The organism is Pseudomonas sp. s4, from assembly GCF_046764235.1.
Taxonomy (GTDB): Bacteria; Pseudomonadota; Gammaproteobacteria; order Pseudomonadales; family Pseudomonadaceae; genus Aquipseudomonas; species Aquipseudomonas asiatica.
This window is the reverse complement of the sequence record NZ_CP177209.1, coordinates 1,550,307-1,576,156: the sequence shown is the minus strand read 5'-3', so window position 1 is coordinate 1,576,156 and position 25,850 is coordinate 1,550,307. Positions and strand designations below refer to the sequence as shown.

At 53.9% G+C, this 25,850-nt stretch carries 17 protein-coding genes and 3 pseudogenes; 7 read left to right on the top strand and 13 right to left on the bottom strand.

Translation table 11 applies throughout. The annotated features are described in order from the left end of the window. From wecB to ACK56M_RS07315, 12 genes and pseudogenes are all read right to left on the bottom strand, one after another. The gene (gene wecB / locus ACK56M_RS07370) at positions 1-1,089 is read right to left on the bottom strand and encodes a non-hydrolyzing UDP-N-acetylglucosamine 2-epimerase (RefSeq protein WP_411959332.1); all 1,089 of its coding nucleotides are present in this window, start codon (positions 1,087-1,089) and stop codon (positions 1-3) included. Then, a complete protein-coding gene (locus tag ACK56M_RS07365) occupies positions 1,086-2,177 on the bottom strand; it encodes a DegT/DnrJ/EryC1/StrS family aminotransferase (protein WP_411959331.1) in 1,092 nt (363 codons plus the stop codon). The genes wecB and ACK56M_RS07365 overlap by 4 nt, the downstream gene beginning before the upstream one ends. Further along, on the bottom strand, positions 2,174-2,758 hold the full coding sequence (gene wbpD / locus ACK56M_RS07360) for a UDP-2-acetamido-3-amino-2,3-dideoxy-D-glucuronate N-acetyltransferase (protein ID WP_061550847.1): 585 nt from the start codon (positions 2,756-2,758) through the stop codon (positions 2,174-2,176). Before wbpD ends, ACK56M_RS07365 begins: the two co-directional genes overlap by 4 nt. A 53-nt stretch (positions 2,759-2,811) precedes the next feature. Then, entirely contained in the window at positions 2,812-3,762 is a 951-nt protein-coding gene (gene wbpB, locus ACK56M_RS07355) for a UDP-N-acetyl-2-amino-2-deoxy-D-glucuronate oxidase (RefSeq protein ID WP_061550846.1), read from the bottom strand. Between the two features lie 80 nt (positions 3,763-3,842). Then, positions 3,843-5,147, bottom strand: a complete 1,305-nt coding sequence (wbpA, locus tag ACK56M_RS07350; protein WP_411959330.1) for a UDP-N-acetyl-D-glucosamine 6-dehydrogenase — start codon at positions 5,145-5,147, stop codon at positions 3,843-3,845. Between the two features lie 527 nt (positions 5,148-5,674). After that, positions 5,675-6,058 (bottom strand): annotated as a pseudogene (locus ACK56M_RS07345) (transposase domain-containing protein); the annotation flags it as partial. 248 nt (positions 6,059-6,306) lie between these two features. After that, complete coding sequence (rfbA, locus tag ACK56M_RS07340) at positions 6,307-7,188, bottom strand: glucose-1-phosphate thymidylyltransferase RfbA (RefSeq protein ID WP_411959612.1); 882 nt, start codon at positions 7,186-7,188, stop codon at positions 6,307-6,309. Between the two features lie 5 nt (positions 7,189-7,193). Beyond that, positions 7,194-8,090 carry a dTDP-4-dehydrorhamnose reductase gene (gene rfbD, locus ACK56M_RS07335; protein WP_411959329.1) on the bottom strand — a complete coding sequence of 299 codons (897 nt, stop codon included), beginning with the start codon at positions 8,088-8,090 and terminating at the stop codon, positions 7,194-7,196. Next, entirely contained in the window at positions 8,087-9,157 is a 1,071-nt protein-coding gene (rfbB, locus tag ACK56M_RS07330; RefSeq protein WP_411959328.1) for a dTDP-glucose 4,6-dehydratase, read from the bottom strand. Before rfbB ends, rfbD begins: the two co-directional genes overlap by 4 nt. 114 nt (positions 9,158-9,271) lie before the next feature. Further along, positions 9,272-11,281, bottom strand: coding sequence for a polysaccharide biosynthesis protein (locus ACK56M_RS07325; protein WP_411959327.1), 2,010 nt, complete (start codon positions 11,279-11,281; stop codon positions 9,272-9,274). Between the two features lie 105 nt (positions 11,282-11,386). Further along, positions 11,387-12,397 carry an MraY family glycosyltransferase gene (locus tag ACK56M_RS07320; RefSeq protein WP_411959326.1) on the bottom strand — a complete coding sequence of 337 codons (1,011 nt, stop codon included), beginning with the start codon at positions 12,395-12,397 and terminating at the stop codon, positions 11,387-11,389. Continuing rightward, positions 12,394-13,071: pseudogene (locus tag ACK56M_RS07315) on the bottom strand (NAD-dependent epimerase/dehydratase family protein); the annotation flags it as partial. The gene ACK56M_RS07320 and the pseudogene ACK56M_RS07315, both read right to left, overlap by 4 nt. A 123-nt stretch (positions 13,072-13,194) precedes the next feature. On the opposite strand from ACK56M_RS07315, the gene ACK56M_RS07310 reads away from it, so the two are divergent. After that, a complete protein-coding gene (locus tag ACK56M_RS07310) occupies positions 13,195-14,466 on the top strand; it encodes an IS4-like element ISPa1635 family transposase (protein WP_004423958.1) in 1,272 nt (423 codons plus the stop codon). A gap of 241 nt (positions 14,467-14,707) precedes the next feature. Here the strand turns inward: ACK56M_RS07310 and ACK56M_RS07305 are convergent. After that, a pseudogene (locus ACK56M_RS07305) lies at positions 14,708-15,010 on the bottom strand (NAD-dependent epimerase/dehydratase family protein); the annotation flags it as partial. A 937-nt stretch (positions 15,011-15,947) separates the two neighbouring features. Between ACK56M_RS07305 and ACK56M_RS07300 the strand changes: the two are divergent. From ACK56M_RS07300 to ACK56M_RS07275, 6 genes are all read left to right on the top strand, one after another. After that, on the top strand, positions 15,948-16,925 hold the full coding sequence (locus ACK56M_RS07300) for a glycosyltransferase family 2 protein (protein ID WP_411959325.1): 978 nt from the start codon (positions 15,948-15,950) through the stop codon (positions 16,923-16,925). Positions 16,926-17,315: 390 nt separating this feature from the next. Then, a complete protein-coding gene (gene rfbA / locus ACK56M_RS07295; RefSeq protein ID WP_411959611.1) occupies positions 17,316-18,197 on the top strand; it encodes a glucose-1-phosphate thymidylyltransferase RfbA in 882 nt (293 codons plus the stop codon). Continuing rightward, the gene (rfbC, locus tag ACK56M_RS07290; RefSeq protein WP_191471912.1) at positions 18,197-18,754 is read left to right on the top strand and encodes a dTDP-4-dehydrorhamnose 3,5-epimerase; all 558 of its coding nucleotides are present in this window, start codon (positions 18,197-18,199) and stop codon (positions 18,752-18,754) included. Before rfbA (ACK56M_RS07295) ends, rfbC begins: the two co-directional genes overlap by 1 nt. Beyond that, complete coding sequence (locus ACK56M_RS07285) at positions 18,754-19,572, top strand: ABC transporter permease (protein ID WP_411959324.1); 819 nt, start codon at positions 18,754-18,756, stop codon at positions 19,570-19,572. Before rfbC ends, ACK56M_RS07285 begins: the two co-directional genes overlap by 1 nt. Before the next feature lie 13 nt (positions 19,573-19,585). Continuing rightward, positions 19,586-20,953, top strand: a complete 1,368-nt coding sequence (locus tag ACK56M_RS07280; protein WP_411959323.1) for an ABC transporter ATP-binding protein — start codon at positions 19,586-19,588, stop codon at positions 20,951-20,953. Continuing rightward, on the top strand, positions 20,950-25,764 hold the full coding sequence (locus ACK56M_RS07275) for a glycosyltransferase (RefSeq protein ID WP_411959322.1): 4,815 nt from the start codon (positions 20,950-20,952) through the stop codon (positions 25,762-25,764). The genes ACK56M_RS07280 and ACK56M_RS07275 overlap by 4 nt, the downstream gene beginning before the upstream one ends. Positions 25,765-25,850: the final 86 nt, after the last annotated feature.

Below are 25,850 nucleotides of genomic sequence, written 5' to 3'. Positions count from 1 at the left end.
TCAACCTTCTTTCAACAGTTCTTCGAGAATCAGCCGACTTGCTACACCAGAGCCATAAGGGGCTCCCTGCACATCGGGACGATGCTGGAGCGATTGAGCATAGGCCTCGAGGATCCGAGCGCGAGCTGCGCCTACCAACCGATTCCAGCCAAGCTCGATCGTCTCGACCCACTCGGTTTCGTCACGCATGGTGATGCAAGGCACCTGATAGAAGAACGCTTCCTTCTGAACGCCACCCGAATCGGTCAGAATGACCTTGGCTGCCTGCTCTAGAGCAACCATATCCAAGAACGATAGAGGCTCTACCACTGTCAGTTTCTCCAGGAAACTCTCCAACCCATAGTCTGCCACCAACTTACGGGTACGCGGATGCAGCGGCAGAACTACCGGAACTTCTGAAGCGATTTCCGACAGCGCAGAAAGGATTTCGGTCAGACGCTCGCGAGAATCAGTGTTTTCCGCACGATGGCAGGTTGTCAGGACGAACTCCCCGTGCTCGAGCCCAAGCGTTTGCAGAATGCGGCTTTCGCGACGGGCTCTATCGCGGTAATACAACGCAACGTCATACATGACATCGCCAACATTGCGAACCCCCTCAACGACACCTTCCCGCGCCAAGTTCTCCACAGCCATGTCTGTCGGGCATAGCAGGAGCGTCGAGACCCGATCAGACAGAATCCGGTTGACCTCTTCCGGCATGCGCATGTTGAACGAGCGCAGGCCCGCCTCGACGTGTGCAACCGGAATGTGCAGCTTGGACGCAGCCAGCGCACCCGCCAAAGTGGAGTTGGTATCTCCGTAGATCAGCACCCAATCCGGCTTTTCTTCGATCAGGATCTTCTCGATGCCTTCAAGCATACGGCCGGTCATGACACCATGGGTGCCTCCCGATACCTCGAGATTGTATTTCGGCGCCGGGATCTCCAGCTCATCGAAAAACACCTGGGACATGTTCGGGTCGTAATGCTGGCCGGTGTGAACCATGACTTCTTCGATTTCACCGGAGTGCTTGAGAATTTCTCGCGAGACAGCCGCAGCTTTGATGAATTGAGGGCGTGCGCCGACGATTGTGACGATTTTGCGGGTCATGCGCTGAGACTCTCTTTCAAGGCAGTGATGATGTGACGCTGGGAGACTTCGTCGAGGTACGGATGCATCGGCAAGCTCATGACACGAGCGGCAATGGCATCACCAATCGGCAGTTGGGCCTGGTCGTCCCGCACCGCAGGCTGGCGGTTGAGCGGAATCGGGTAGTGGACTGCAGTGGGCACACCCACTGCCTTGAGGCGCTCCTGGACCGTATCACGCTCTGCAACCTGCACAGTGTATTGGGCCCACGCACTCTGATTGTGCGCTTCGACGAAAGGTGCTGCGATACCGGCTACCTCAAGCAGCCCGGCATAGCGAGCAGCAACCTGATCACGCTGGATGAGTTCCTGCTCAAAGATTTCCAGCTTCGGCAGCAGAATCGCCGCCTGCAGCGTATCCAAACGACTGTTCACGCCCACACGGACATGGTGATAACGGCGATCCTGGCCATGACGGGCAATCTGGCGCAAAACCTTGGCCAGCTCTGCATCGTTGGTAAAAATGGCCCCGCCATCTCCATAGCAGCCCAACGGCTTGCTTGGGAAGAAGCTGGTGCAAGCGATGGTGGTCAGGTTGCAGGAGCGCTTGCCCTTGTATTGCCCACCAAAACTCTGCGCCGCATCCTCGATAACCGGAATGCCGTGCTTGGCAGCAATGGCGTTGATCGCGTCGAAGTCGGCGCACTGGCCATACAGGGAAACAGGAATGATGGCCTTGGTGCGCGGCGTGATCGCCGCTTCAAGCTTGGCTGGGTCAAGGTTGTAGGTCTTCGGGTCGACATCCACGTAGACCGGCTTGGCACCGAGCAATGCAACGGCTTCAGCCGTGGCGATGTAGGTGAAACCTGGAGTGATGACCTCATCCCCTGGGCCGATCCCGAGTGCCATCTGGGCAATCTGCAGGGCATCGGTACCGTTGGCGACCGTAATGCAGTACGCCGCGCCAGTGAAAGCCACCAGACGCTCTTCGAGCTCTGCGACCTCAGCGCCGAGGATGTAGTTGCCATGGGCAAGAACGCGGGCGATGCCGGCTTCGATCTTGTCCTTGATCAGATTCTGCTGAGCCTTCAGATCAATGAAATCGATCATAGCCCGTTCTCCTTGCTGACGACATTTCCATGCAATACATAACGAATACCGGAGTGCGCGCACACCGCGACAGCCTCGCCCTCCAAGGGCAGCTCGAGCTGTTCGCCGTGCTCGCTCATCCAGCCAATCTGCCGGGCCGGGACACCCACGACCAAGGCATAGTCAGCTACGTTCTTGTTGACCACCGCACCGGCACCGACAAAGGCAAACCGGCCAATGGTCACACCACACACGATCGTGCAGTTGGCGCCCAGCGTGGCGCCTTTGCCGACTACGGTGTCGCGGTATTCACTCTTGCGCTCGATCAGCGAACGCGGGTTGTAAACATTGGTGAACACCATGCTCGGACCACAAAAAACCCCCTCTTCCAGGGTCACATTGTCATAGACCGAGACGTTGTTCTGAATCTTGCAATGGTCGCCGATGACCACCTTGTTGCCAACAAAAACGTTTTGCCCAAGGGACACGCCTTTGCCGATACGCGCGCCACCACAGACATGCACGAAGTGCCAGACCCGCGAGTCTGCACCGATCTGCGCACCATCATCAACGATGGCGCTCGGGTGCTGGTAGAAACTCATGAATTACCTCGACCTGCGTTCGCCAGCCAATGCTGGCGAAGCCGCAATGCTTATCAACCCAGCAGGCGAGCCAGGAACGGATGGCCTTCGTTGTCCGTCGGACGGCTCAACGCCAAGGTACGAATGGTCTCGACGGTTTCCACGCAGTGGCGCGCATCTTCGATGCCATAGCCCTTACCATCGAGAATGGACTGGTAGCTCACGGTGTGCAGATCGGTGAAACCTTCCGAGAATTCTATCTCCGCACCATCGCAAGTAATGGAACGGTAGGTCGGCTTCTTGCCCTTGACGCTATCTGGCAGGTCGTTGGCATCGATGGACAGGAACCAGCGTACGCGCGCGTTCTCGTACTCCAGGTAACCGGCAGCTTTGTGCTCATTGACAAAGTGCACGACGTTACGCTGCAGCTTGCCGAAGATGAAATGCAGCATGTCGTAGAAGTGCACGCCAATGTTGGTGGCAACACCGAACGACTTACGCGGGTCACCTTTCCAGCTTTCCATGTACCACTTGCCACGGGAAGTGATGTAGGTCAGTTCGACATCGTGCTTGTGATCCCGCTTGCCACTTTGCACACGATCCTTCAGCGCGATGATCGCCTGGTGGTGGCGCAACTGCAGGATGTTCCACAGGCGGCTTCCGGTTTCCTTTTCCACCAGTGCCAGGTCATCCAGCATCGCGGCGGTGGGCACCAGAGGTTTCTCACAGATCACATCGCAACCCAGGCGCAGGCCGGCCGTGATGTGCGGGTGGTGCAGGTAGTTGGGCGAGCAGACGGAAACGTAATTCAATGCCGTGGCCGGGTCACGCTTGAGGCGCCAGGCATGATCATAGAAGCGCTCGAACTCGGTGAAGAACTCACTGGCCGGGGAAATGCTGTCGATGATGCCGACAGAATCGTTGATGTCGTAGGCGCAGGCCAATTCATTACCTGTGTCCTTGATGGCACGCATGTGGCGTGGAGCGATGTAACCAGCAGCACCAATGAGGGCGAAACGCTTCATCCTAACCTCTCGCATAAATTCGATAAGCAGCAAGCCGACATCGACGTGATCGATGCCGGCTGGGCAGAGCGGGGACGCAATCAGGCCTTGATTACGTTTTCAGCAGGTGCACGGTACTTGCCGCGGCTGTCGATGACCAGTCGAGCGCTGCGCTGAATCAGCTCATAGTCGAATTTGTCATGATCGGTAGCCAAGACCACCGCATCGAACGACGCCAGGTTTTCTGCAGTCAAGACCTCGCTGCTGAGCGTGAAGTGGTGCTCTCGCATTTGTGGGAAGACTGGCACGTGTGGGTCGCTGTAGGCAACCACGCCGCCTTTGGCTTCAATCAGCTCCATGATTTCCACCGATGGCGATTCGCGCATGTCATCTACGTTCTTCTTGTAAGCAATGCCGAGCACCAGCACACGACTGCCCTTCACGGCCTTGCCTTGCTCGTTGAGGCCGTCCATCAGCTTGCCGACCACATATTCCGGCATGGCCTGGTTAACCTCACCAGACAACTCGATGAAGCGTGTGTGCAAGCCGTACTCACGCGCTTTCCAAGTGAGGTAGAATGGGTCGATCGGAATGCAATGGCCACCCAGGCCCGGGCCAGGGTAGTAGGCAGTGAAGCCGAACGGCTTGGTGGCGGCTGCATCGACGACTTCGAAGATGTCGATACCCATGCGATCAGCCACGACCTTCATTTCATTGACCAGGCCAATGTTCACCGCGCGATGGATGTTCTCCAGCAGCTTGGTCATCTCTGCGGCCTTGGTCGAGCTCACTGGCACGACGCGATCAATGGCCTGCTCGTATAGGGCGATACCAACTTCCAGGCACTGAGGCGTATGGCCACCAATGACCTTCGGAATGGTACGAGTTTCGAAATTCGGATTACCCGGATCTTCACGCTCCGGCGAGTAGACCAGGAAGATATCCTCACCCACCTTCAGGCCATTTTCCTGAACACGAGGCAGCAGCTCTTCTTCGGTAGTACCCGGATAGGTGGTGCTCTCCAGAGAAACCACCTGGCCTGCCCGCAGGTAAGGCTTGAGCGCGTTCGTGGTATCGATCACGAAGCTCATGTCGGGTTCGCGATACTTATTGAGCGGCGTCGGCACACACAGAATCAGCGCATCGCACTCAGCGACCCGACTGAAATCGGTGGTTGCCGAGAACCCGCTTTCGCGCGCCTTGGCGACCGATTCACACGGAATATGCTCAATGTAGCTTTTACCCTGATTGAGCTTTTCCACCTTCACGGGATCAATATCGATACCCAAAACACAATAGCCGATAGCGTTATAGCGAAGCATCAGAGGCAGCCCAACATACCCCAGACCCACGATACCGATAACTGCGTCCTTGCTCTTAAACTTACTAACTATCGCCGATGACATTAATGGAGTTCCGCTTCCAAGGTGTATGAAATTTATTTCACAAATGGCGCGAATATTACACTTTGGATCCAAGCATGGCAACCCGACACGATCGAATTCTATCGCTGCGAAAATAGCGAGCCAGAGGGCTCGCAGTAGCAGGCCAGCCCCCTGCTCCGCCCGCCTGACAAACGGTACACCCACGCCAGCAGCAGCAACTACCCACCTATCACGAAAACAAAATAAAATCAACAAAAGCTACCTATCTACTGCACAACATCAGGAGCCTGTAAACATCACTTGATAAAAACGGATGATCGAAGGGGCAAATTACAAGAAAACACTATCTGCATCGCTAAGACACATCAATAATTTTAGATTTCACCTTAAATATTAACGAGCCAATAAAAATACCTCAAACCCAATCAGAACAATTAAATAAGAACACTAGAGATCAATAAGATCTTTTCTAACAGAATTGTTTTTTCCAACCGCCCGCCCGACTCATCTCGCGTAAGTGAAAGCAGCATCAACGACTGCGGCAACAGCTACCCGATCTTGCTCACCCGCAGTGTCGAAAGCCGCGTCAGCAAATCTTTGAGACAGCATATGGATCATGTCCATTCATGCGCGCCGACTGGACAGACTCATAATCGCCGCCGCCCGCCGCCTCTGCGCAGCTACATGGTGAACAACCCGTTAGATCGTCCGAGAACACCGTCGTACCTGTTTTTCCCACTGACTGTTGCAGCGCTTTGATAATTGGCACCGCTTCCCCCCCATATTCGCCAACGATCTTCACCACTCATACCTCCAGCCCGGCGTTCGAGTTCGTACTTGCCACCGATCGCGCGCTGGGCTTGTTCAGCCAGTTGACTCTCGTTCACTACCTACAAGTCGAAAAGCTTGCGCCGAGCTTGGGCCATGCAGCACCGCACAATGTATCCATCACCTGAGCCGGCAGCCCTGCGCTCGCTTTATCAGAAACCGGCGCAGGTACCGTCGCCTGGATCAGTGTTTCACATTAGCGGCAGGCTCATTCAATGGCTGACCTATGCCTGTGGCTTCACCAATGAATGGCGTTGGCATACCCGCATAAACTGTCTGCCCAGGTACAAGCCAAGGCTTCTGCCATGTAATCTCGAGCGTCTACACCTTAAAAGACGGATATTTAACCCCCTCAATAAACTTTATCCTGCACCAACCTCTTCAAATACTGCCCATACCCATTCTTAGCCAACGGCTCCGCCAACTTCAGCAACTGCTCCGCCCCAATCCACCCCTGCCTGTACGCCACCTCTTCCGGACAAGCCACCTTCAACCCCTGCCGCCGCTCAATGGTCGCGATATACCCACTCGCCTCGAGCAACGAATCATGCGTCCCGGTGTCCAGCCAGGCATACCCGCGCCCCATGATCTCCACCGACAACCGGTTCTGCTCCAAATACACCCGGTTCAAATCGGTAATCTCCAACTCACCCCGCGCAGATGGCTTGATGCCTTTGGCAATCTCGACCACGTCCTTGTCGTAAAAGTACAACCCGGTCACGGCATAACTGGACTTCGGCTTGGTCGGCTTCTCCTCCAGGCTGATTGCCTTGCCCTTCTCATCGAACTCGACCACGCCGTAACGCTCGGGGTCGTGCACGTGGTAGGCGAACACGCTGGCGCCTTCGCCGCGGTCCATGGCGTTGCCCAGCAGTTGCTGGAAGTCGTGGCCATAATAGATGTTATCGCCCAGCACCAGCGCTGACAGGTCGTTGCCGATGAAGTGTTCACCAATCAGGAAGGCCTGCGCCAGGCCATCTGGCGAGGCCTGCACGGCGTAGCTGATGTTGATGCCCCACTGGTGGCCGTCACCCAGCAGTTGCTCGAACCGCGGGGTGTCCTGCGGGGTGGAGATGATCAGGATGTCCTGGATACCCGCCAGCATCAGGGTGGTCAGCGGGTAGTAGATCATCGGCTTGTCGTACACCGGCAGCAGCTGCTTGGAAATAGCCAGGGTCGCGGGGTGCAGACGGGTACCCGACCCGCCCGCCAGAATGATGCCTTTACGCTTCATAGTGGTCATTTCTCGTGTATTTCCGAAAGCATGCGAGCCATACCCAAGCGCCAGTCTGGCAGGGTCAGGGCAAAGGCTTGCTGCAGTTTATGGGTGTCCAGACGCGAATTGGCCGGCCGCTTGGCCGGGGTCGGGTAGGCGTCGGTGGTCAATGGGTTGACCTGTTCGGCGTGGGCTCTCAATGGCACACCCAGAGCCACTGCCTGCTCCAGCACATAACGAGCGTAGCCGCACCAGGTGGTTTCGCCGGCCGCCGCCAGGTGGTACAGGCCGGCCAGGGCCGGGTCGCGTCGGGTGGCGGTGATGGCGTGGGCGGTGATGTCGGCGATCAGTTCCGCACCGGTCGGGGCGCCGTACTGGTCGTCGATCACGCCCAGGCTGTCGCGTTCCGCAGCCAGGCGCAGCATGGTCTTGGCGAAGTTGTTGCCGCGTGCGGCATATACCCAGCAGGTTCGGAAGATCAGGTGCTGGCAACCGGCGGCCTGGATGGCCTGTTCGCCGGCCAGCTTGCTTTCGCCATAGGCATTCAGTGGGCCGACGCTGTCGTCTTCGCGCCAGGCTTGAGTGCCCTGCCCCGGGAACACGTAATCGGTGGAGTAATGCACCAGCAATGCTCCGCAGTCGGCGGCGGCGCGGGCCAGCACGCCGACGGCTTCGGCGTTTACCTTGAAGGCTTGTTCGCGGTCGCTTTCCGCCTTGTCCACGGCAGTGTAGGCGGCGGCGTTGACGATTACATGGGGGGCGTAGGCGCGCACTGTTTCGGCCAGGCCCGGCAGGTTGGCCAGGTCGCCGCAGTGGGCCTGGCTGCGGGAATTGAGCGCCAGCACCTGGCCCAGCGGGGCCAGGCTGCGTTGCAGTTCCCAACCTACCTGGCCGTCCTTGCCCAGTAGCAGAATCTTCATGCCGAGCGCCCTGCGTAGTTTTTCTCGACCCAGTCGCGGTAGCTGCCGGACTGTACGTTCTGCACCCACTCCTGGTTGTCGAGGTACCAGGCCACGGTCTTGCGAATGCCGGTTTCGAAGGTTTCGGCAGGCTTCCAGCCCAGTTCGCGCTCGAGCTTGCGGGCGTCGATGGCGTAGCGGCGGTCATGGCCGGGGCGGTCGGTCACGTAGGTGATCTGCTCGGCGTAAGGCTTGCCGTCGGCGCGGGGGCGTAGTTCGTCCAGCAGGGCGCACACGCGGTTGACGATTTCCAGGTTGGGCTTTTCGTTCCAGCCGCCCACGTTGTACACCTCGCCGGTCTTGCCGGCTTCCAGCACGCGGCGGATGGCGCTGCAGTGGTCCTTGACGTACAGCCAGTCGCGAATCTGCTGGCCGTCGCCGTATACCGGCAGCGGTTTGCCAGCCAGGGCGTTGACGATCATCAGCGGGATGAGTTTTTCCGGGAAGTGGTAAGGGCCGTAGTTGTTCGAGCAGTTGGTGGTCAGCACCGGCAGGCCGTAGGTGTGGTGGTACGAGCGCACCAGGTGGTCGCTAGCGGCCTTGCTGGCCGAGTACGGGCTGTTGGGCTGGTACTGGTGGGTTTCGGTAAAGGCCGGTTCGCCGGCGGCCAACGAACCGTAAACTTCGTCGGTGGACACATGAAGGAAGCGAAAAGCCTTGCGCGCCGGCTCATCCAGGCCACCCCAATACGCGCGTACCGCTTCCAGCAGGCGGAAGGTACCGACGATGTTGGTTTCGATGAAGTCTTCCGGGCCGTGGATCGAGCGGTCGACGTGGGACTCGGCGGCAAAGTTGACGATGGCGCGTGGCTGGTACTCCTTTAGCAGGCGGGCAACCAGTTCGGAGTCGCCGATGTCACCGTGCACGAAGATATGGCGCTTGTCGCCCTGCAGGCTGCTCAGGGTCTGCAGGTTACCTGCGTAGGTGAGTTTGTCGAGGTTAACCACGTGCTCATCCGAGCCAGCCAACCAGTCCAGGACGAAGTTTGCGCCGATGAATCCAGCGCCACCTGTTACCAAAATAGTCATTATCCGTTCTTCCCCTGGTACGTCTTCAAACCTAGTAAGATTTTGAAATTCATATGCGACAAGCCATCCGATCAGGATGGCATTTTCTTTATCTATAACTGCCAGCGCAGCCTTTTAAGGTTCCAGCCGCTGGCGCTCATACAACCAGTCAACAATCTCCCCGCCTGGCGTATAGCCACTGACAGTATCCCTCAGCAACTGGCGAACCATCTTGAAGTCATCGGATGCAATGGCCGCCATCAGTGCCTCTAGGCTTTGCCTCAGCTTGTCCCATTGCAAGTAGTCTTCATTGGCACACATGATCATTGGGTGGCGCGTAACCAAAACATTTTCACCAATTAGCAGTTCCTCATAGAGCTTTTCACCTGGCCGCAGCCCGGTAAACTCAATGGCAATATCTCCAAGTGGGTTTTGCTCAGATCGAACACTTAAACCCGAAAGATGGATCATTTTTTCCGCCAACTCAGTAATCCGCACCGGTTCCCCCATATCCAGCACGAATACATCTCCGCCCTGTCCCATCGAACCCGCTTGGATAACCAATTGAGCGGCTTCAGGAATGGTCATGAAATAACGTGTGATCTTGGGGTGGGTAACCGTCAACGGCCCACCATGCTTTATCTGCTTGTGGAACAGCGGAATCACCGACCCCGATGAGCCCAGCACATTCCCGAAGCGCACCATGGTGAAACGGGTCTTGTTCACCCGCGCAATCTTACCGCTGTCGCCATACATCACAGGTGCTGCCTCGCGACTCAGTGCCTGAAGGATCAGTTCGGAAAGACGTTTGGTACTCCCCATTACATTAGTCGGGCGCACAGCCTTATCGGTGGAAATCAAAACAAAATTCGCCACCCCTGACTGCAGTGCTGCTTGAGCCGTATTAAGCGTGCCAAAGACGTTGTTGATTATACCTTCGGCCATGTTGTGCTCGACCATCGGCACGTGCTTGTATGCAGCAGCATGGTAGACAGTGTCCACCCGCCAGGTACTCATGACATCTATAAGGTGCTGCTGATTACGCACTGACCCCAGCATCGGCAGCAGCCGTACCGACAGCGATTCACGCGCGATGCGCTGCTCCAGTTCACTGAGAATGCTGTACAGGTTGTATTCGCTGTGGTCGAACAACAGCAAAGTCTTGGGGCCCAGACCGACAATCTGTCGGCATAGTTCGGAGCCGATTGAGCCACCTGCCCCAGTCACCAGCACAGTCTGCTTTCTGATACAGCGTTCGAGCAGGTCGCCCTGTGCCGGTACCGGGTCACGCCCGAGCAGGTCCGCAATATCGACATCCTGAATATCATCAACCTTGACCCGACCACTGGCTAGGTCGGCAAAAGCAGGCACGCTACGCACATGTAGCGGATAGGGTTCGAGCAGAGCTAGGATCTCCTTGCGCCGGGCACGTGAGGCCGATGGTACCGCGAGGAGAATTTCCTGCGCGCCAGTATCCCTGATCAACTTCGGCAAATGCTTGGGCGCATATACCTGCAACCCGGAAATGACTCGATTGGCAAGGTCGCCATCGTCGTCGATAAAAGCCACCGGGCGCATCGCCCGCCCCAAGCGCAATGCCGCCAGCAGCTGGTTTCCGGCCGTACCCGCACCGTAAATGGCAACCTTGGTCAACCCGTCATCACGATGGGTAAAGGGCATCTGATGCGCACCAGTGAACCAGTCCCCGAGAAAGTACTGACGCATAATCAGTCGCAGGCCACCTATGATGACCAAGCTCAACCACCAGTAGTTAAAGATGATCGAGCGAGGTATCACGACCCGGTGGTTGCTGTACCAGTACACCACCACGGCCAGAATCAGCGACGACAGGGTCACAGCCTTGATGATGGCGACCAGTGCGTCATTGCCGAAATAGCGCATCACCGCGCGGTACATGCCGAAACGGATGAATAGCGGCACGGCCACCATTGGTGAAGCGAGGAACAACCAGGTGTGTTCGATGATGGGGTTGTACATTTCATCGATACCTAACCGCACGATGAACGACAACCACAATGCGAACCAGATCAACACAACATCCGTGCACACCTGCAAGAGCCGTTTCTTTTGTCTGGAGAGGTTCACCAGGTACGAGCGAAGCCCCTTGTTGTAGTCGTCTCTCATCCTGCGCTCCTTGGTGCCGATCTGCCCCGTTCGCTTGACCAGAGGGCTTGCCAGCCTGAACGCCCAAACAACCGGGTGGTGCAATGCCTGTTGCGTTGAGCCATATTACTCCCGTTCTCCCGCGCGATATTTGATCGCCAGCAGTGTAAGAGGCGCATAGGCAATCAAGGTTCCCAACGCTCCATCGAGATTCAGGACCACAACCACTATTGCTACAGGCAGCAGCCAAAGCAGATTTATGGCTGCCACAGACAGGCTCACCGGCAGGTGGCTGCCAAAACGGCGCGAGGCGTACTGGTAGGCATGGCTTCGATGGGCCTCGTAGACCTTCTCACCGCGAATCAGGCGTCGGATCAGTGTAAACGTGGCGTCCACCACGAACACACCCAAAAGTATTAACCACCCCCAAAATAATAGTGGATTTATCCACGCTGCCTGCAACGCCAGCAGCCCTAACACTACTCCTAGAAATCCACTACCGGCATCACCCATGAAAATGCGTGCTGGGGGGAAGTTCCAGAATAGGAAACCAGCCACCGTCACGGCCAACAGCATTGGCAACCAGATGGCCTGCGTATTGCCTGTGGCCCAGTAAAGCAGAGCGCCGCCTAGGCAAACGCAGATCGCCTCGATGCTGGCTAGCCCATCAATGCCATCCATGAAGTTATAGAGGTTGAGCAGCCAAACGAGGTACAAAAGACCGATGACAATGCCAAGTACCGCTGGCGCGAGTTGCACGCCGAACACGGCAAGCGGCGGCATTCCGCCTAGCCAGTACAATCCCCAACCCGCTGCAGCGAAATGACCAAGCAAGCGCCAGCGCGCCGCGATGTGCCCATGGTCGTCCATGAATCCAATCAGTGCAATCAGACCGCCAGCGCCCAACAAACCATACTGCAGGCCCGGGACGATGGTGTCGTTCCAGCCCAGCCCCAAGACCAGCACCGCAGCCAAGAATGTGACTACAAACGATACCCCACCGCCGCGCGGCGTTGGCAAGGTATGAGAACTACGTGCATTGGGGATGTCCAGCAGGCTACGGGCCAGCGCGTAGCGGCGCAAAGCTGCAGTCATCAGCAGCGAAGTGAAGCCTGCACCCAAAATCAGCCAAATCATAGGTGTTGTGTTTCCAGAAAAGATCGAGCTGTCATATCCAGGCCTTGCTCCAGCGTCAGGGGAGGCCCCCAGCCAAGCACCAGACGGTTCTTGCTGATGTCTACTTGCAATGAACCGAGCAGACGCTGCGCCAGATCGCGCCTGCCAAGCGCCCGCGCGGCAAGCAACAGTATCGCCTGCGGCACCGGAAGCAATCGCGCTGGGCGGCCGAGCGCAACGCCCAACGCACGTAGCAGTTGAGTCAATGAGATATCCTCACCGTCACTGGCGAAAAACGTTTGGTTTGCAGCGTGGGGGTGCTCAATGCAAGTAACAATCAAATCGACAAGGTTGATGACTGAAACTAGGCTGCGCCGATTATCGACAGCGCCAAACGGCAACGGCACGCCGCAATGTACCCATCGCATCATGCTCTGAAAGTTTGCCTTCACACCTGGCCCGTAGACGAGCACTGGACGAATGACCACCACCTCCATACCCGTTGCTGCCGCCAATTGATACAAGCCCTGCTCCGCTTCATGCTTGGAAATACCGTAGGCATCCTGAGGCGAGGGCGCATCGTCAGCAGACAGCGGTTGACCAGGACGGCTGCTTTCACCATTGACCTTGATCGAACTGATAAAAATGAAACGCCGCACGCCGACCGCAGCTGCCTGCCGGGCTAGGCTGAGGGTCAATGTCATCAACTTTGGAAATTATCCATAAATATCATATAATTAGCGCTCAAATCAGTGCATGGGAGAAGCCCTTTTGACTACCTATACCGCATCGCTTGACACCGCCAGCCAAACCCTGGCTTGAAAATTGTACAAAAAATAACCAGCCCGCTCGATTGTCCCGCCTTCATCGCCGCCCACCGCCAGAATCCTCAAGACTTTACCCGCCGACGCCAGCTCACCTTCAAGAACCTCGTCCTGTTCCTGCTCAATCAGCCGCGCACGGCCCTGCAAACCGAACTCGATCAGTTCTATCGCGTACTCAATCAGGCGTCGACTGAGACGCAAATGGTCACTGCGCAGGCCTTCTGCAAAGCGCGCAAAAAACTCAACCCCGAGGTATTTGAAAGTCTCAATCGCCTCCTGCAGCAACAAATTGACTGCTTCGGGCTGCGCCAGAAGTGGCGTGGGCTGAGGGTGCTCGCGGTGGATGGCTCGACCGTGCATTTACCCCTGGAGTCGACCATGGCGACCTTCTTTGGCAGTCACTCTGGCTTTCCCATGGCTCGCTTGTCCACACTCTACGAAGTCGCTGACGGTCAAACCTTGCATAGCCTGATCGTGCCCCTGACAGTCGGCGAGCGCGACTGTGCCCATCTGCACCTTGAGCACCTGCCGGCTGACAGCCTGACGCTGTTTGACCGTGGTTACCCTGGGCACTGGTTATTCGCGCTGTTCGCGCAGCAACAGCGGCACTTTCTGATGCGCCTGCCCTGTGGCTATAACGCCCAGGTCAAAGCGTTTCTACACTCTGGCCAAGTTGAAGACACACAGCTTTTCGTGGCCAACCATCCTGAAGCACGTCTGTTCTGCTCCGAGGCTGGCGTTGATCCTGCCAGCCAGATCGAGCTGAGACTGATCCGGGTCGAGTTGGCCAACGGCGAAAGCGAAGTATTGCTGACCTCGCTGCTGGATCGAGAAGCCTTTCCCGCTGAGGTGTTTGCCGAGCTTTACCACCGCCGCTGGGGCATCGAAACCGACTTCCGTCGCCTCAAACAAACCCTGACGCTGGACAACTTCAGCGGCCGCAGCGTGACCGCTGTAAAGCAGGACTTTCATGCCGCTCAACTGTTGAAGAACCTGGCGCTGTTGATGCAGCACCTGCTACAGCCGGTCATCGAACAGCGCCACAAAGGTCGCAAGCTGCGATGGAAAGTCAACTTCACCCAAGGCGTGTCACGGCTCAAAAATACCCTGGTCGAGCTGCTGGTGCGGCACTGTGCTCAGGGGCTGAGCAATGTGCTGGCCTTGATGGCTAAAAGCCTCAGTGCCGTACGCTCAGGCCGTAGCTTTGCGCGCCAACGCAAACGCGCAGCCAGCCGAGGTTGTGAGGGCTACAAACCGACGCGCTGAAGAAACACCACCGCCCAACCTCCGTGCAAAAAAGCTGGCCACAAGCGGTCGGCATAGGCTCGTCCGGAGAACGAGAAATCTCGCCTAGACAGCCGGAACAGACGATGATCACATCACCGCCAGCCCAGCTAGACCGCCTGATTGAGCGGCAGAGGCCTGGTCATCGCCCGACGGCCATGGCGGCTGGCTGCTTCGGGGGGCTTGCCTTGGGCAGGGCTGCAGCTTAGGTTGATGACATTGGGCTGAGGGTACCGTCAACATTGACCCTCCGAAACTCGGCGAGGCTATCGGCGGCTGTTTCCTTCATTACATGTACACGAGCGGCGGCGTGCACCACTACTTCAACGCGGGCCAAAGCAGCCGACCAATCGGTCGAGCAGGCCAAATCACCTACGGTAATAGCATGCACTCCGGGTGGTATTGCAACATCCGCCCTGCGTATCGCCGCCCGAGTATTAAACGCGCCCAACTGGACCAGACGGCGGCAAATCGCCCCGCCTACGAACCCGCTGGCCCCCGTGACAAGTATTGTTCGCCTATCCATGAAAACTAACTCGCAAAAGCTGTTGCATAACGCCTAAGCGACCGCCCCCTCTGTGAACCTTCACTAGTAATGCAAATGCGCTCGCTACACTCATAGCAGTTCTCATATCGACTTGCACCAACCTAGAACCTACCTGCAACCGAAGCCGTCTTGCGAGCCTTGTAAACTCGATGCGAGGGGCCACCACCGCACACGTTACGCCTCGACAACAGAGTATGCATCCAAGACCTGCAAGTTCGACTTGGAATCCGCATTTGCTGCCTAGCAATTCCATTTGCCTGAGCTGCCCGAAGCTAACGATTCGCCACCATCCTTGACTTGCGAGCGATTCTCTGATCTATTCGCCAAGCTAAGAAGCCAAGCAACCACGGATTAATCAAACGGGCGTTCCAATCCACGAAGGGACAGTAGACTAGCTTGCCTCAACGCACCTACTGGCAAATTTCTATGCGCATTGACCTAAGAACGCCTCTTCGAGACAAATCCTGAACGGGACTCGATCCCGCAAAGCTGAACCCATTCCGAGCACCAGGGCAAAACCGCCAGCGCAAGAAAACCAGCATTAAAACACATCCCCAAAACCTGAAATGCTGGTGAGTCAACACCTCCGCCAAACGGAAGTAGCTCATCTTTCGTCAGAAAGATCCTATAGTGACTTCGGAATCATTCCCTTGCATAGTCATATATCCCGAATGCCCATCAAAACTCTGCAACTGCGCAGCCATTCAAAAACACCACCGAAAAATTGACCTCCGGGGTTCAGCCGGACGCACGACTCAAACCCAAAATACCATGTTGTGTGCGACTAGCCAAATGGATAGAATGCTCGACAAAGCACCCGCAGGGCCAGCCATCATCAACCTCACCTAGCCCTTGTGCTCCCCGCGCGCCCAAATTAGAGCTTCGCCGTATGAATTGATCGGCCCATGGTGGTTTTTTGATTCCCAAATCCTCAGCACAAAAACAAGGAAGGCAAAACGCACCAGCGACAGGCGGCCAGCATGTCGCCATCTTGCTTTCCACCTATAATGGAGAAGAGTTTCTCAACGAACAACTCGACTCACTCGCTCAACAAACCCATAAAAATTGGACGATTTATGCGTCCGACGATGGCTCGAACGACTCCACGACAAGAATTTTGGCATCGTATCGCCAGCGCATCGGCGAAGATCGATTACATATATTTGAAGGCCCGCAACTTGGCTTCGCCGCAAACTTCCTTAGTCTGGTGAGAAGAGAGGAAATTCAAGCAAGCTATTTTGCCTTCTGTGATCAAGATGACATTTGGGCCCCCAGACGACTTGAGTCCGGCATCACCTGGATGAACAATTTGCCACAAGACCGCCCTGGCCTCTACTGCTCGCGCACCTCCCTGATTGATGCAAGTGGTGCTCCGATAGGATCATCCCCCCTCTTTACCAAGCGACCATGTTTCAAGAACGCCTTAGTGCAAAGCATAGCAGGTGGAAACACCATGCTCCTCAACAACGCCGCAAGAGATCTTCTCAAAAAGACTTCCATAGACACCAAAATCATCTCACATGACTGGTGGGCCTACATACTTATTACAGGCTGCGGCGGCGATGTACATTACAGCAACGAACCCACCATTTACTATCGACAGCATGATCGAAACATTATCGGCTCCAACATCGACATCAAAGACCGCATAGCACGGTTCAGAAAGCTATTACTTGGCAGCTTCCGAGAGTGGAATAATGCAAACTTGAGCGCCATCTCATCGCTCAAAAGCGAACTTACCCAAGACAATCTACGAACATTAGATCTTTTCGAGAAAAGCAGGCAAGCCAATTTATTTAACCGACTATACCTTCTCCAACAGTCAGGTGTGCATCGGCAAAATATTTTAGATACACTCGGCCTAGTCGTAGCCACAATTTTAAAAAGACTATAATCGATGAATATCTTTATCGACAATAGCGCAACCTTCATTTGCACAGGTCATGCATTCGATTACCTAGCCGCTTTAGAAGAGCCAGTAGCGAACTTTGGTAAATCAACTCGCACTAAGGGATGTTGCGCTAAATATCACGCTCGAAATCACGTTACAGGGACTCTCAGCAGCCTTGGTGGTTGTACCCAGGCCAAATTGATCGACACCCCCACCTACCGGACCAGCTACGCCCTCTCGAGCATGCACCACCGCAAAATACAGGCTTCCTCCACCCGCTAAGCGGCTAGCCAATTCGCGCTTTCCAAATGGTAAGCTTTTCGACATGGAACAACCCCAGTGGCAGTTATCCGCCAAACGCATGACCAGAGAGCCGGTGAACCAGGGAAACGTATGATCCGCAGAGGAATTATCCTAGCCGGAGGGGCCGGCACACGCTTGCACCCGGCGACGCTTGCAATCTCAAAGCAGCTCCTCCCAGTCTATGACAAGCCCATGATCTATTACCCGCTATGCACGTTAATGCTAGCGGGGATCCGCGACATCCTTGTGATATCCACCCCCCAAGACACACCGCGATTTCAGCAGCTGCTTGGTGATGGCAGCCAGTGGGGCTTGAACCTTCAGTACGCAGTTCAGTCCAATCCAGACGGATTGGCGCATGCATTCCTAATTGGGGAAAAATTCATTGACGGCGCGCCGAGCGCCCTGGTGCTTGGCGATAACATTTACCATGGTCACGATTTCCAGGAGCTACTGCGGAGCGCCAACCAACGATCCACAGGCGCCAGCGTATTTGCCTATCACGTGCATGACCCTGAACGCTACGGCGTCGTCGAGTTTGACTTCCACGGTAAAGCTATCAGCCTGGAAGAGAAGCCAACGACACCGAAGTCCAAGTATGCCGTCACCGGCTTGTATTTCTATGACAACCAAGTAGTAGACATCGCCAAAGGCATCAAACCATCTGCTCGTGGCGAACTTGAAATCACAGACATCAACAAAGTCTACCTTGAGCAAGGTAGCCTCTCGGTCGAGATTATGGGACGAGGCTACGCCTGGCTCGACACTGGTACCCACGATTCGCTACTGGAGGCAAGCCATTTCATCGCCGCACTGGAGAACCGCCAGGGGCTGAAAGTCGCATGCCCAGAAGAGATTGCGTATCGACACCAGTGGATCAACTCCGAGCAGCTGTCTGCGCTCGCCGCACCATTGATAAAAAATGGCTATGGCCAATACCTGAAACGCCTACTGGTCGAGACTATTCACTAATGAAAGCTACTCCTCTTGCAATTCCCGACGTAATGCTTATCGAGCCGCAAGTCTTCGGCGACAATCGCGGCTTTTTCTTTGAAAGCTTTAATCACCGCCAGTTTGAGGAATCTATCGGGCGGATAGTCAACTTCGTACAAGACAACCACTCACGCTCAAGCAAGGGCGTACTCAGAGGCCTCCACTTTCAGCTCAAAAACCCTCAAGGCAAACTCGTTCGGGTAGTAAATGGAGAGGTCCTCGACATCGCAGTCGACATGCGGCGCTCCTCACCAACCTTCGGCAAGTGGGTCGGCGCACTTCTCAGTGCCGATAATAAACATCAGCTATGGGTACCAGAGGGTTTTGCCCACGGCTTCGTGGTACTTTCGGATTACGCAGACTTTCTTTACAAAACTACCGACTATTACTCACCAAAATATGAGCGCTGCCTTGCTTGGAATGACCCACAGATCGCTGTGGACTGGATGCTTGAACGCTTGGGCGGCATGCCGCCTCAACTCTCCGCCAAAGATCAGGCGGGCCAGGCGCTAGGTGAAATAGAGGCATTTGCCTGATGCAGAAATTTTCCATCTCGCCTATCGAAATGGTAGCCAGCGCCTGCCGGCATAACGGACTGATCTGGACAATGATCCGGCGCGACGTCGCCGGAAGATATCGTGGATCCTCGCTTGGCATGTTGTGGTCTCTGTTCAATCCGATCCTGATGCTGGTTATCTACACATTCGTGTTCAGCGTCGTGTTCAAGGCACGCTGGAGTACTGACGGGGAGTCGAAAGAGCAGTTTGCCTTGATGCTTTTCGCCGGATTAATTTTTTTCAATCTTTTTGCCGAATGCATTACCCGCGCCCCAAATCTTATTTTAGGAAATGTCAACTACGTAAAAAAAGTTGTTTTTCCCCTCGAAGTTTTGCCATGGATAACACTCGGCGCAGCACTATTCCACTTCCTTATTAGCCTCTTGGTATGGCTGGCTGCCTGCCTTTTGTTAACTGGAAAGCTGCATTTGACAGCACTATTACTGCCAATCGTTATGCTACCATTATTACTGATTTCAATTGGCCTTACATGGCTAATTGCGTCGCTAGGCGTGTTTTTGCGCGATGTTGCCCAAGTAGTTGGAGTGATCGTGTCCGTCATGATGTTCATGTCACCGATCTTCTATCCAGTCAGCGCACTACCTGAAACCTACCAGGGCATACTGCAAGCCAACCCTTTAACTCCCACCATCGAAGGAGCAAGAAAGATAATGTTCTTCGGTGAGATGCCGGACTGGCACCAACTAGGGATGCTTAGCCTACTATCCTTGGTCATCTGCTGGCTCGGTTTTGCCTGGTTCCAGAAAACGCGCAAGGGTTTTGCCGATGTCCTCTGATTTGAAGCACAACATGGAAGCCAACCAGAACGATTCGGACATTGCGATCAGGGTCAGCAATCTTTCGAAGTGCTACCACATTTACGATCAGCCTCGCGATCGATTAAAACAATTCATATTGCCCACTTTGAGGCGCTCCACCCGCCTGGAACCCAAGAATTATTTCCGTGAGTTTTGGGCGCTGCGTGACGTTTCCTTTGAAATACGTCGAGGCCAAGCAGTTGGCATCATTGGCCGGAATGGTAGCGGTAAATCGACTCTGCTGCAGATGATTTGCGGCACCCTGAACCCAAGTAGTGGCAACATCGAAACCTACGGCCGCATCGCCGCACTTTTGGAGCTCGGTGCCGGCTTCAACCCTGAGTTCACCGGGCGTGAAAACGTCTATTTGAACGCATCCGTTCTTGGGCTCAAAAAAGATGAAATCGATGCGCGCTACGACGACATCGTGTCGTTTGCCGACATCGGTGACTTCATTGAACAGCCAGTAAAAACATACTCCAGCGGTATGATCGTACGCTTAGCTTTTGCAGTACAGGCGCAAATAGATCCGGATATCCTAATAGTTGATGAAGCCCTTGCCGTAGGTGATGCCAAATTCCAAGCAAAATGTTTTGAGCGGCTTAGGCAACTTAAAGAGAACGGCACCAGTATTCTGCTGGTCACCCATTCAACCGAACAGATTGTCACTCACTGCACCCACGCCGTCCTTTTGAATAGCGGTCAAGTGGTTGAACAAGGTGATCCCCGACGCATATCAAATCTTTACTTAGACTTGCTTTTCGGAAAAGAGCGTCGAAGCAATACTTCAGAAAGTAAGGCATTTGATAAGTCGAAGCAAGTTGAGGCTGATAGGGACTGCTCCAGTTTCGACTACTGTTCATTGAATCAAACCGAAGATGCATTCAATGAACGGCCGGGCTATAACCCACACGAGTACCGATGGGGAGATGGCTCTGCAAGGATTCTCGACTACTATATTGCTGCTGAAGGTGAAGCCTACCCTACGAGCTTTACTGTCGGGCAAGAGATTGTTTTGGTTCTCTCGATCAGCTTTATACACGATGTATATCGTCCAATCTTGGGTATCACCATCAAAACCAAGGAGGGTGTAACGGTCTTTGGAGCAAACTCTGAAACACTGGACTTCGAAGATTTCAAAGCCTCAGGCCAAGCCGGAACTTCCGTACGTGTCGGAGCCCGATTCAATTGTCGCCTTGGGTCAGGAGATTATTTCATTTCACTGGGCGTCGCGTCGCGACAGGGCGAAGAAATTGTGCCCCATGATCGTCGATACGACTCCATCCACATTCAGGTGCGTCCGGACGAGAACTTCTTCGGCCTGATCAACCTCGATCTTAAGCTATCGGCAAGCCAATGAGTAATTACAAAGACACACTATTAAATCAAGGCTACCAATTCGACACCTCAGAATTTGTCTGGTACCGGCCGGAATACGCCAGCATTGCATACAATGATGGCGACGAAGTTGAAAGCCGCCTAAAAAGTATTCTAGACAACGCTTCCGACCTCACAGTTCTATCACCGGAACTTCGTAAGTATTGTGCGGACTGGCCCAGCCTTTACCACCTCTCTAGCGTCCGTGCCAACATTCTACGCCCCTTGCATACCGAACTCGAAGGCGCTCGGGTCTTGGAGATTGGGGCTGGTTGCGGAGCCATTACCCGATATCTCGGAGAGTCTGGTGCCGAGGTGCTCGCCCTGGAGGGTTCGCTGAGGCGTGCAACTATTGCTCGCGCACGTACTCGTGACCTTGACAAGGTTGTAGTGTTGGCCGATCGATTCGCAGACTTCGCCACTGATGAGCGTTTCGATATCATCACAATGATCGGAGTTCTGGAGTATGCAAACTTATTTACCCCTGGTAATGCACCAGCACTGAGGATGGTGCAGCGAGCTAGAGAGCTGCTCAAACCAGGCGGGAAACTGGTAATTGCCATCGAAAACCAACTTGGGCTGAAGTATTTAGCCGGCTCACCAGAAGACCATGTTGGCTTATCGATGTATGGTCTAGAGAATTTATATCGTGCCGGCCAAGCCGAAACTTTTGGCCACACTGAACTTCTTCAGATACTGAAGGATGGCGGCTACTCCGGTGTCAATACGCTTTTGCCACTTCCCGACTATAAATTTCCACACTCAATTCTTTGCGAGCGAGGTCTTGAAACCCCTAACTTCGACGCGGCGGCATTTGCGTGGCAGAGCGCTCGGCGGGATCCTCAATTCCCGCCCCATGTAACTTTCCGACAAGAATTAGTTTGGCCGGTGCTTTTCAAGAACAACCTGGCAATCCCACTATCCAACTCATTCTTATTAATTGCAGAAAACGGCCAAGTCGACGCCACGAACACAGATGTTCTGGCATATCACTTCAGCACTGATCGCAAGCCTGAGTATTGTAAAGAAACACTATTTAGGTCCCGCGAAGATGGCTCAATCAGCGTAAAGTACCGCCTACTTGGTGAGCAACAAAATGCCTTAGAAACACAGGTGATACATTGCCTGAGTGAGCACGAAACTGATTATTGCCATGGCACCGTTATGTCTTGGCAGTTCGTTAGAATCGTGACGCGAGACGGGTGGGATATTGCGAGCATTGCTGAGTTTTTCAAGAACTACCGGGCATCGCTACTAGACATCCTAGCCGAGCGAAACTTGCACGCAGAATCGATTTCCGAAACAGAAGATCTCTTACTGCCTGGAGAGTTCCTTGACATTATCCCGCAGAACCTGATTATCACCCCAACGGGGAAAACACTGGTCATCGATCAGGAATGGCGGTCAAATAGCAAAATACGCTACAGCCAACTTGTGTTCCGATCATTACTAGCAATGTCCGGAATGATTAGCTACTTTGGCAAGCCAGCCGCTGGGCAAATGCCGACGTGGCGCAGCATTCTGTCGACACTTTTCCAAGAAATGCAATTAGAATGGCTACCAGACACTGAAGATAACTTGGTAGTGTTTGAAGTCGACATGCAAGAAACAGCTACTGGGGCGTCCTCAAAAGGGCGCTTCATGGAGTGGCTTGCGAGCAAACCTCACAACCAATTTACCATCTCAGACTTGCAAAACAGCAGCCGTGAGTTGGCCGCAGCGGTAACGGAACGTGACAGATTGATCAATGATTACCACATCAATACATTGGCCAAAGATGCAGAACTTGCAGAGCTAAAACAAATGGTTAACGATCAAGCTAAACGTAATACGGTCGTAGATTCGACCAGCGCAGAAGTCATCGAACCTGACAGCGCTATAGAACTGCAAGAAAAAACTGTGTGCCGCCTTCAAGATGAAATCTCTGAAAAAAACCATATTATTGAAGATCTTAATGAGCGTGAGCTCAATCTTTCCAGAGCCCTCGAAGACAGCAGGCATCAGCTCGAAGTACTTCATTATGAGATTTCTCAGCTACGCTCATCCACGAGCTGGAAAGTAACAGCACCACTAAGATTTGTTAGCCACCAAATCAAGCGGGGAAGTCATCTGATTAGGCTGGCCCCTACTTTCATGCAACGAAAAGGAACGTGGAATAGCATTCGACGAGCAATAACCATTTTGTGGCATGAGGGTCCCGAAGGTATAAAGTGGCGCCTGCGGATGCTCGAAGGACGCTCACATTTGGCTCCAGCCAGGGGAGATGGTGAGGCCAACGAGATCAAGCTCGATTATGACGAATGGATAAAGCGCTACGATACGCTCGATGAGAATGCGAGAGTTAAGATTCGCTCGAGAATTAATGCTCTTTCGTGGTCGCCGAAATTCTCGCTGATCATGCCAGTCTACGATCCACCTCTTGAGTTTCTGGATAAAGCTATCCACTCCGTACGTGGGCAACTGTATCCAAATTGGGAGTTATGCATAGCTGATGACGCCTCTAAAAACGAAGAGGTCCGAGATCTGCTCAAAAAACATGCTGCAGAAGATAAGCGAATTCGTCTCGTTCTACGCGAAGAAAATGGGCACATTTCCAAAGCTTCCAACAGCGCCTTGGAAATTGCCCAAGGTGACTTTATCGCTATGTTCGATCATGACGACCTAATCCCTGAGCATGCGCTATACATGTTTGCCGAGGAACTCAACAAAAATCCGACGCTGGACTTCCTCTATAGCGATCAAGACAAGATTGATATGGCCGGCCGTCGATACGACCCCTATTTCAAGCCTGACTTCAACCCGGACTTGCTACGATCCCAGAACTTTGTCGATCACCTGGCAGTGTTCCGCACGGCTCTCGCAAGGGAGATTGGTGGTTGGCGTAGTGCATTCGATGGCAGCCAGGATTACGATTTTGTGCTTCGATTCACCGAACGACTAGCGGTAGAGAAAATTGCGCACATCCCGCATGTTCTTTATCACTGGCGTGCAGTTCCAGGCTCACTAGCCATCGACGCAGGTGCTAAGAATTACGCTGCTACACGGTCACGCCAAGCGCTTGCAGAACACTTGCAACGGATGGGCATTGATGCAGAAGTAACATCTGAATATCCAAATCTTTCTATCCATCGAGTAGTTTATCCACTATTGACCGAACCGCTGGTCAGCATCGTAATCCCAACCAAGGATGGAGTAGACATCCTACGTCAGTGCATGGACGGAATCTTCCATAAAACTGATTACACTAACTACGAAGTCATCATTGTCAACAACCAGAGCGAAAAGGCAGAGACACTGGAGTATTTCGATGAACTTCGCCGTGACAAGCGCGTGAGGATCATCGACTTTGATCACCCGTTCAATTACTCAAGAATCAATAACATCGCTGTCAAGGAAGCAAACGGTAGTATACTTGCACTCTTGAACAACGACCTAGAAGTTATTAATCGAGACTGGCTACGTGAAATGGTCAGCCATGCCGTTCGCCCTGAAATCGGTGCGGTTGGTGCTCGACTTTTTTATCCGGACGGTACAGTCCAACATGCCGGCGTACTACTGGGGTATAAAGGCCGTGCTGGCCACATGTACAGATATGCTCCGCGTCACTGGCTTGGCTACTGGGCAAGAGGCGTCCTTATACAGAATTTGACCGCAGTTACAGCCGCTTGCCTTGTGCTCAGGAAGGAGATCTACGACTCGATTGGTGGCTTTGATGAAGAAAACTTCACTATTACCTTCAACGATGTAGATCTTTGCTTACGTATACATGAAAAAGGCTTTAGAAACCTCTACACCCCGTACGCCGAGCTATATCACCATGAGTCTAAGACTCGAGGCCTCATGGCATTCCAAAGCGAAGAGGATTACTTCTCGGAACGCTGGAAACCTTATATTCAGTACGATGCTGCCTACAATCCAAATCTTTCTTTGGAGAGCGAAGACTTTTCACTTGCCTTCCCACCGCGGGCCACTCGGCCTTGGGAATCAAAGAGCTTTCGCATTTCCGCCAGACCGCTCGTCAGCATCATTACTCGCACTCATGGTGAACGCCAGGAATTTCTCAAAGAGTCGATTCAATCCGTATTAGGGCAAACGTATCGCCCTCTCCAGCTGGTCATTGTCGAGGACGGGAGTGACAATGCACGCGCAGTGGTGGATGAATTGTCACTTCCTTCAGGTATCACAGTAACCTACGAAGCACTGCCCAAGCGAGGCCGTTGCTTTGCTGGGAATCGTGGCTTGGAGTTGGCCAAAGGTGAGCTTTTCGGCTTCTTGGATGATGACGACCTGTTGTTACCCGACCATGTCGAATCGTTGGTTGGACAACTTCACATTTATCCCGATGCAGCTGCTGCCTACTCCAGTTCATGGGAAGTTCCGACCGAGGTCGTCAGCCTATCTCCACTAAATTATATCGAGGGCGACAAGACGCTGTTCGGCAGGGCACGCTTTTCGATCAATGCGCTGTGGAACTATAACTACATCGCAATTCAATCTCTACTCATAAAAAAAGAGCTATTCGTCAAACACGGAGGATTCTCCGAGGAGTTGGATTGCCTAGAAGATTGGGACCTTTGGCTCAGGTACACCTCCGAACACGATTTTGTTTTCTTAGACAAAACCACATCCATATTTAGAATGCCTCATCAGGCAGGAGTTCTTGCACAACGTCGCCAGCAACACCTTCAATACCTTCCGACGCTCAGAAAACGACAGAAGGAACTACTAAACAATCACTTGAATTCGGCTGAATATCCTCGTCTGAAAAGTGCATTTGACACAATACAGAACTGACATCACCAGATTCAAATAGAAAAACAGAGCATTGCCAGCTTTCTCGTTCCCAAGCAGAGAAAGCTGGCATGACTCTTAAAGATAAT

Bases quoted from the DNA above. Each gene is read 5' to 3' on its own strand.
- wecB (WP_411959332.1), bottom strand. From the start codon at position 1,089: ATGACCCGCAAAATCGTCACAATCGTCGGCGCACGCCCTCAATTCATC.
- ACK56M_RS07365 (WP_411959331.1), bottom strand. From the start codon at position 2,177: ATGATCGATTTCATTGATCTGAAGGCTCAGCAGAATCTGATCAAGGAC.
- wbpD (WP_061550847.1), bottom strand. From the start codon at position 2,758: ATGAGTTTCTACCAGCACCCGAGCGCCATCGTTGATGATGGTGCGCAG.
- wbpB (WP_061550846.1), bottom strand. From the start codon at position 3,762: ATGAAGCGTTTCGCCCTCATTGGTGCTGCTGGTTACATCGCTCCACGC.
- wbpA (WP_411959330.1), bottom strand. From the start codon at position 5,147: ATGTCATCGGCGATAGTTAGTAAGTTTAAGAGCAAGGACGCAGTTATC.
- rfbA (WP_411959612.1), bottom strand. From the start codon at position 7,188: ATGAAGCGTAAAGGCATCATTCTGGCGGGCGGGTCGGGTACCCGTCTG.
- rfbD (WP_411959329.1), bottom strand. From the start codon at position 8,090: ATGAAGATTCTGCTACTGGGCAAGGACGGCCAGGTAGGTTGGGAACTG.
- rfbB (WP_411959328.1), bottom strand. From the start codon at position 9,157: ATGACTATTTTGGTAACAGGTGGCGCTGGATTCATCGGCGCAAACTTC.
- ACK56M_RS07325 (WP_411959327.1), bottom strand. From the start codon at position 11,281: ATGAGAGACGACTACAACAAGGGGCTTCGCTCGTACCTGGTGAACCTC.
- ACK56M_RS07320 (WP_411959326.1), bottom strand. From the start codon at position 12,397: ATGATTTGGCTGATTTTGGGTGCAGGCTTCACTTCGCTGCTGATGACT.
- rfbA (WP_411959611.1), top strand. From the start codon at position 17,316: ATGATCCGCAGAGGAATTATCCTAGCCGGAGGGGCCGGCACACGCTTG.
- rfbC (WP_191471912.1), top strand. From the start codon at position 18,197: ATGAAAGCTACTCCTCTTGCAATTCCCGACGTAATGCTTATCGAGCCG.
- ACK56M_RS07285 (WP_411959324.1), top strand. From the start codon at position 18,754: ATGCAGAAATTTTCCATCTCGCCTATCGAAATGGTAGCCAGCGCCTGC.
- ACK56M_RS07280 (WP_411959323.1), top strand. From the start codon at position 19,586: ATGGAAGCCAACCAGAACGATTCGGACATTGCGATCAGGGTCAGCAAT.
- ACK56M_RS07275 (WP_411959322.1), top strand. From the start codon at position 20,950: ATGAGTAATTACAAAGACACACTATTAAATCAAGGCTACCAATTCGAC.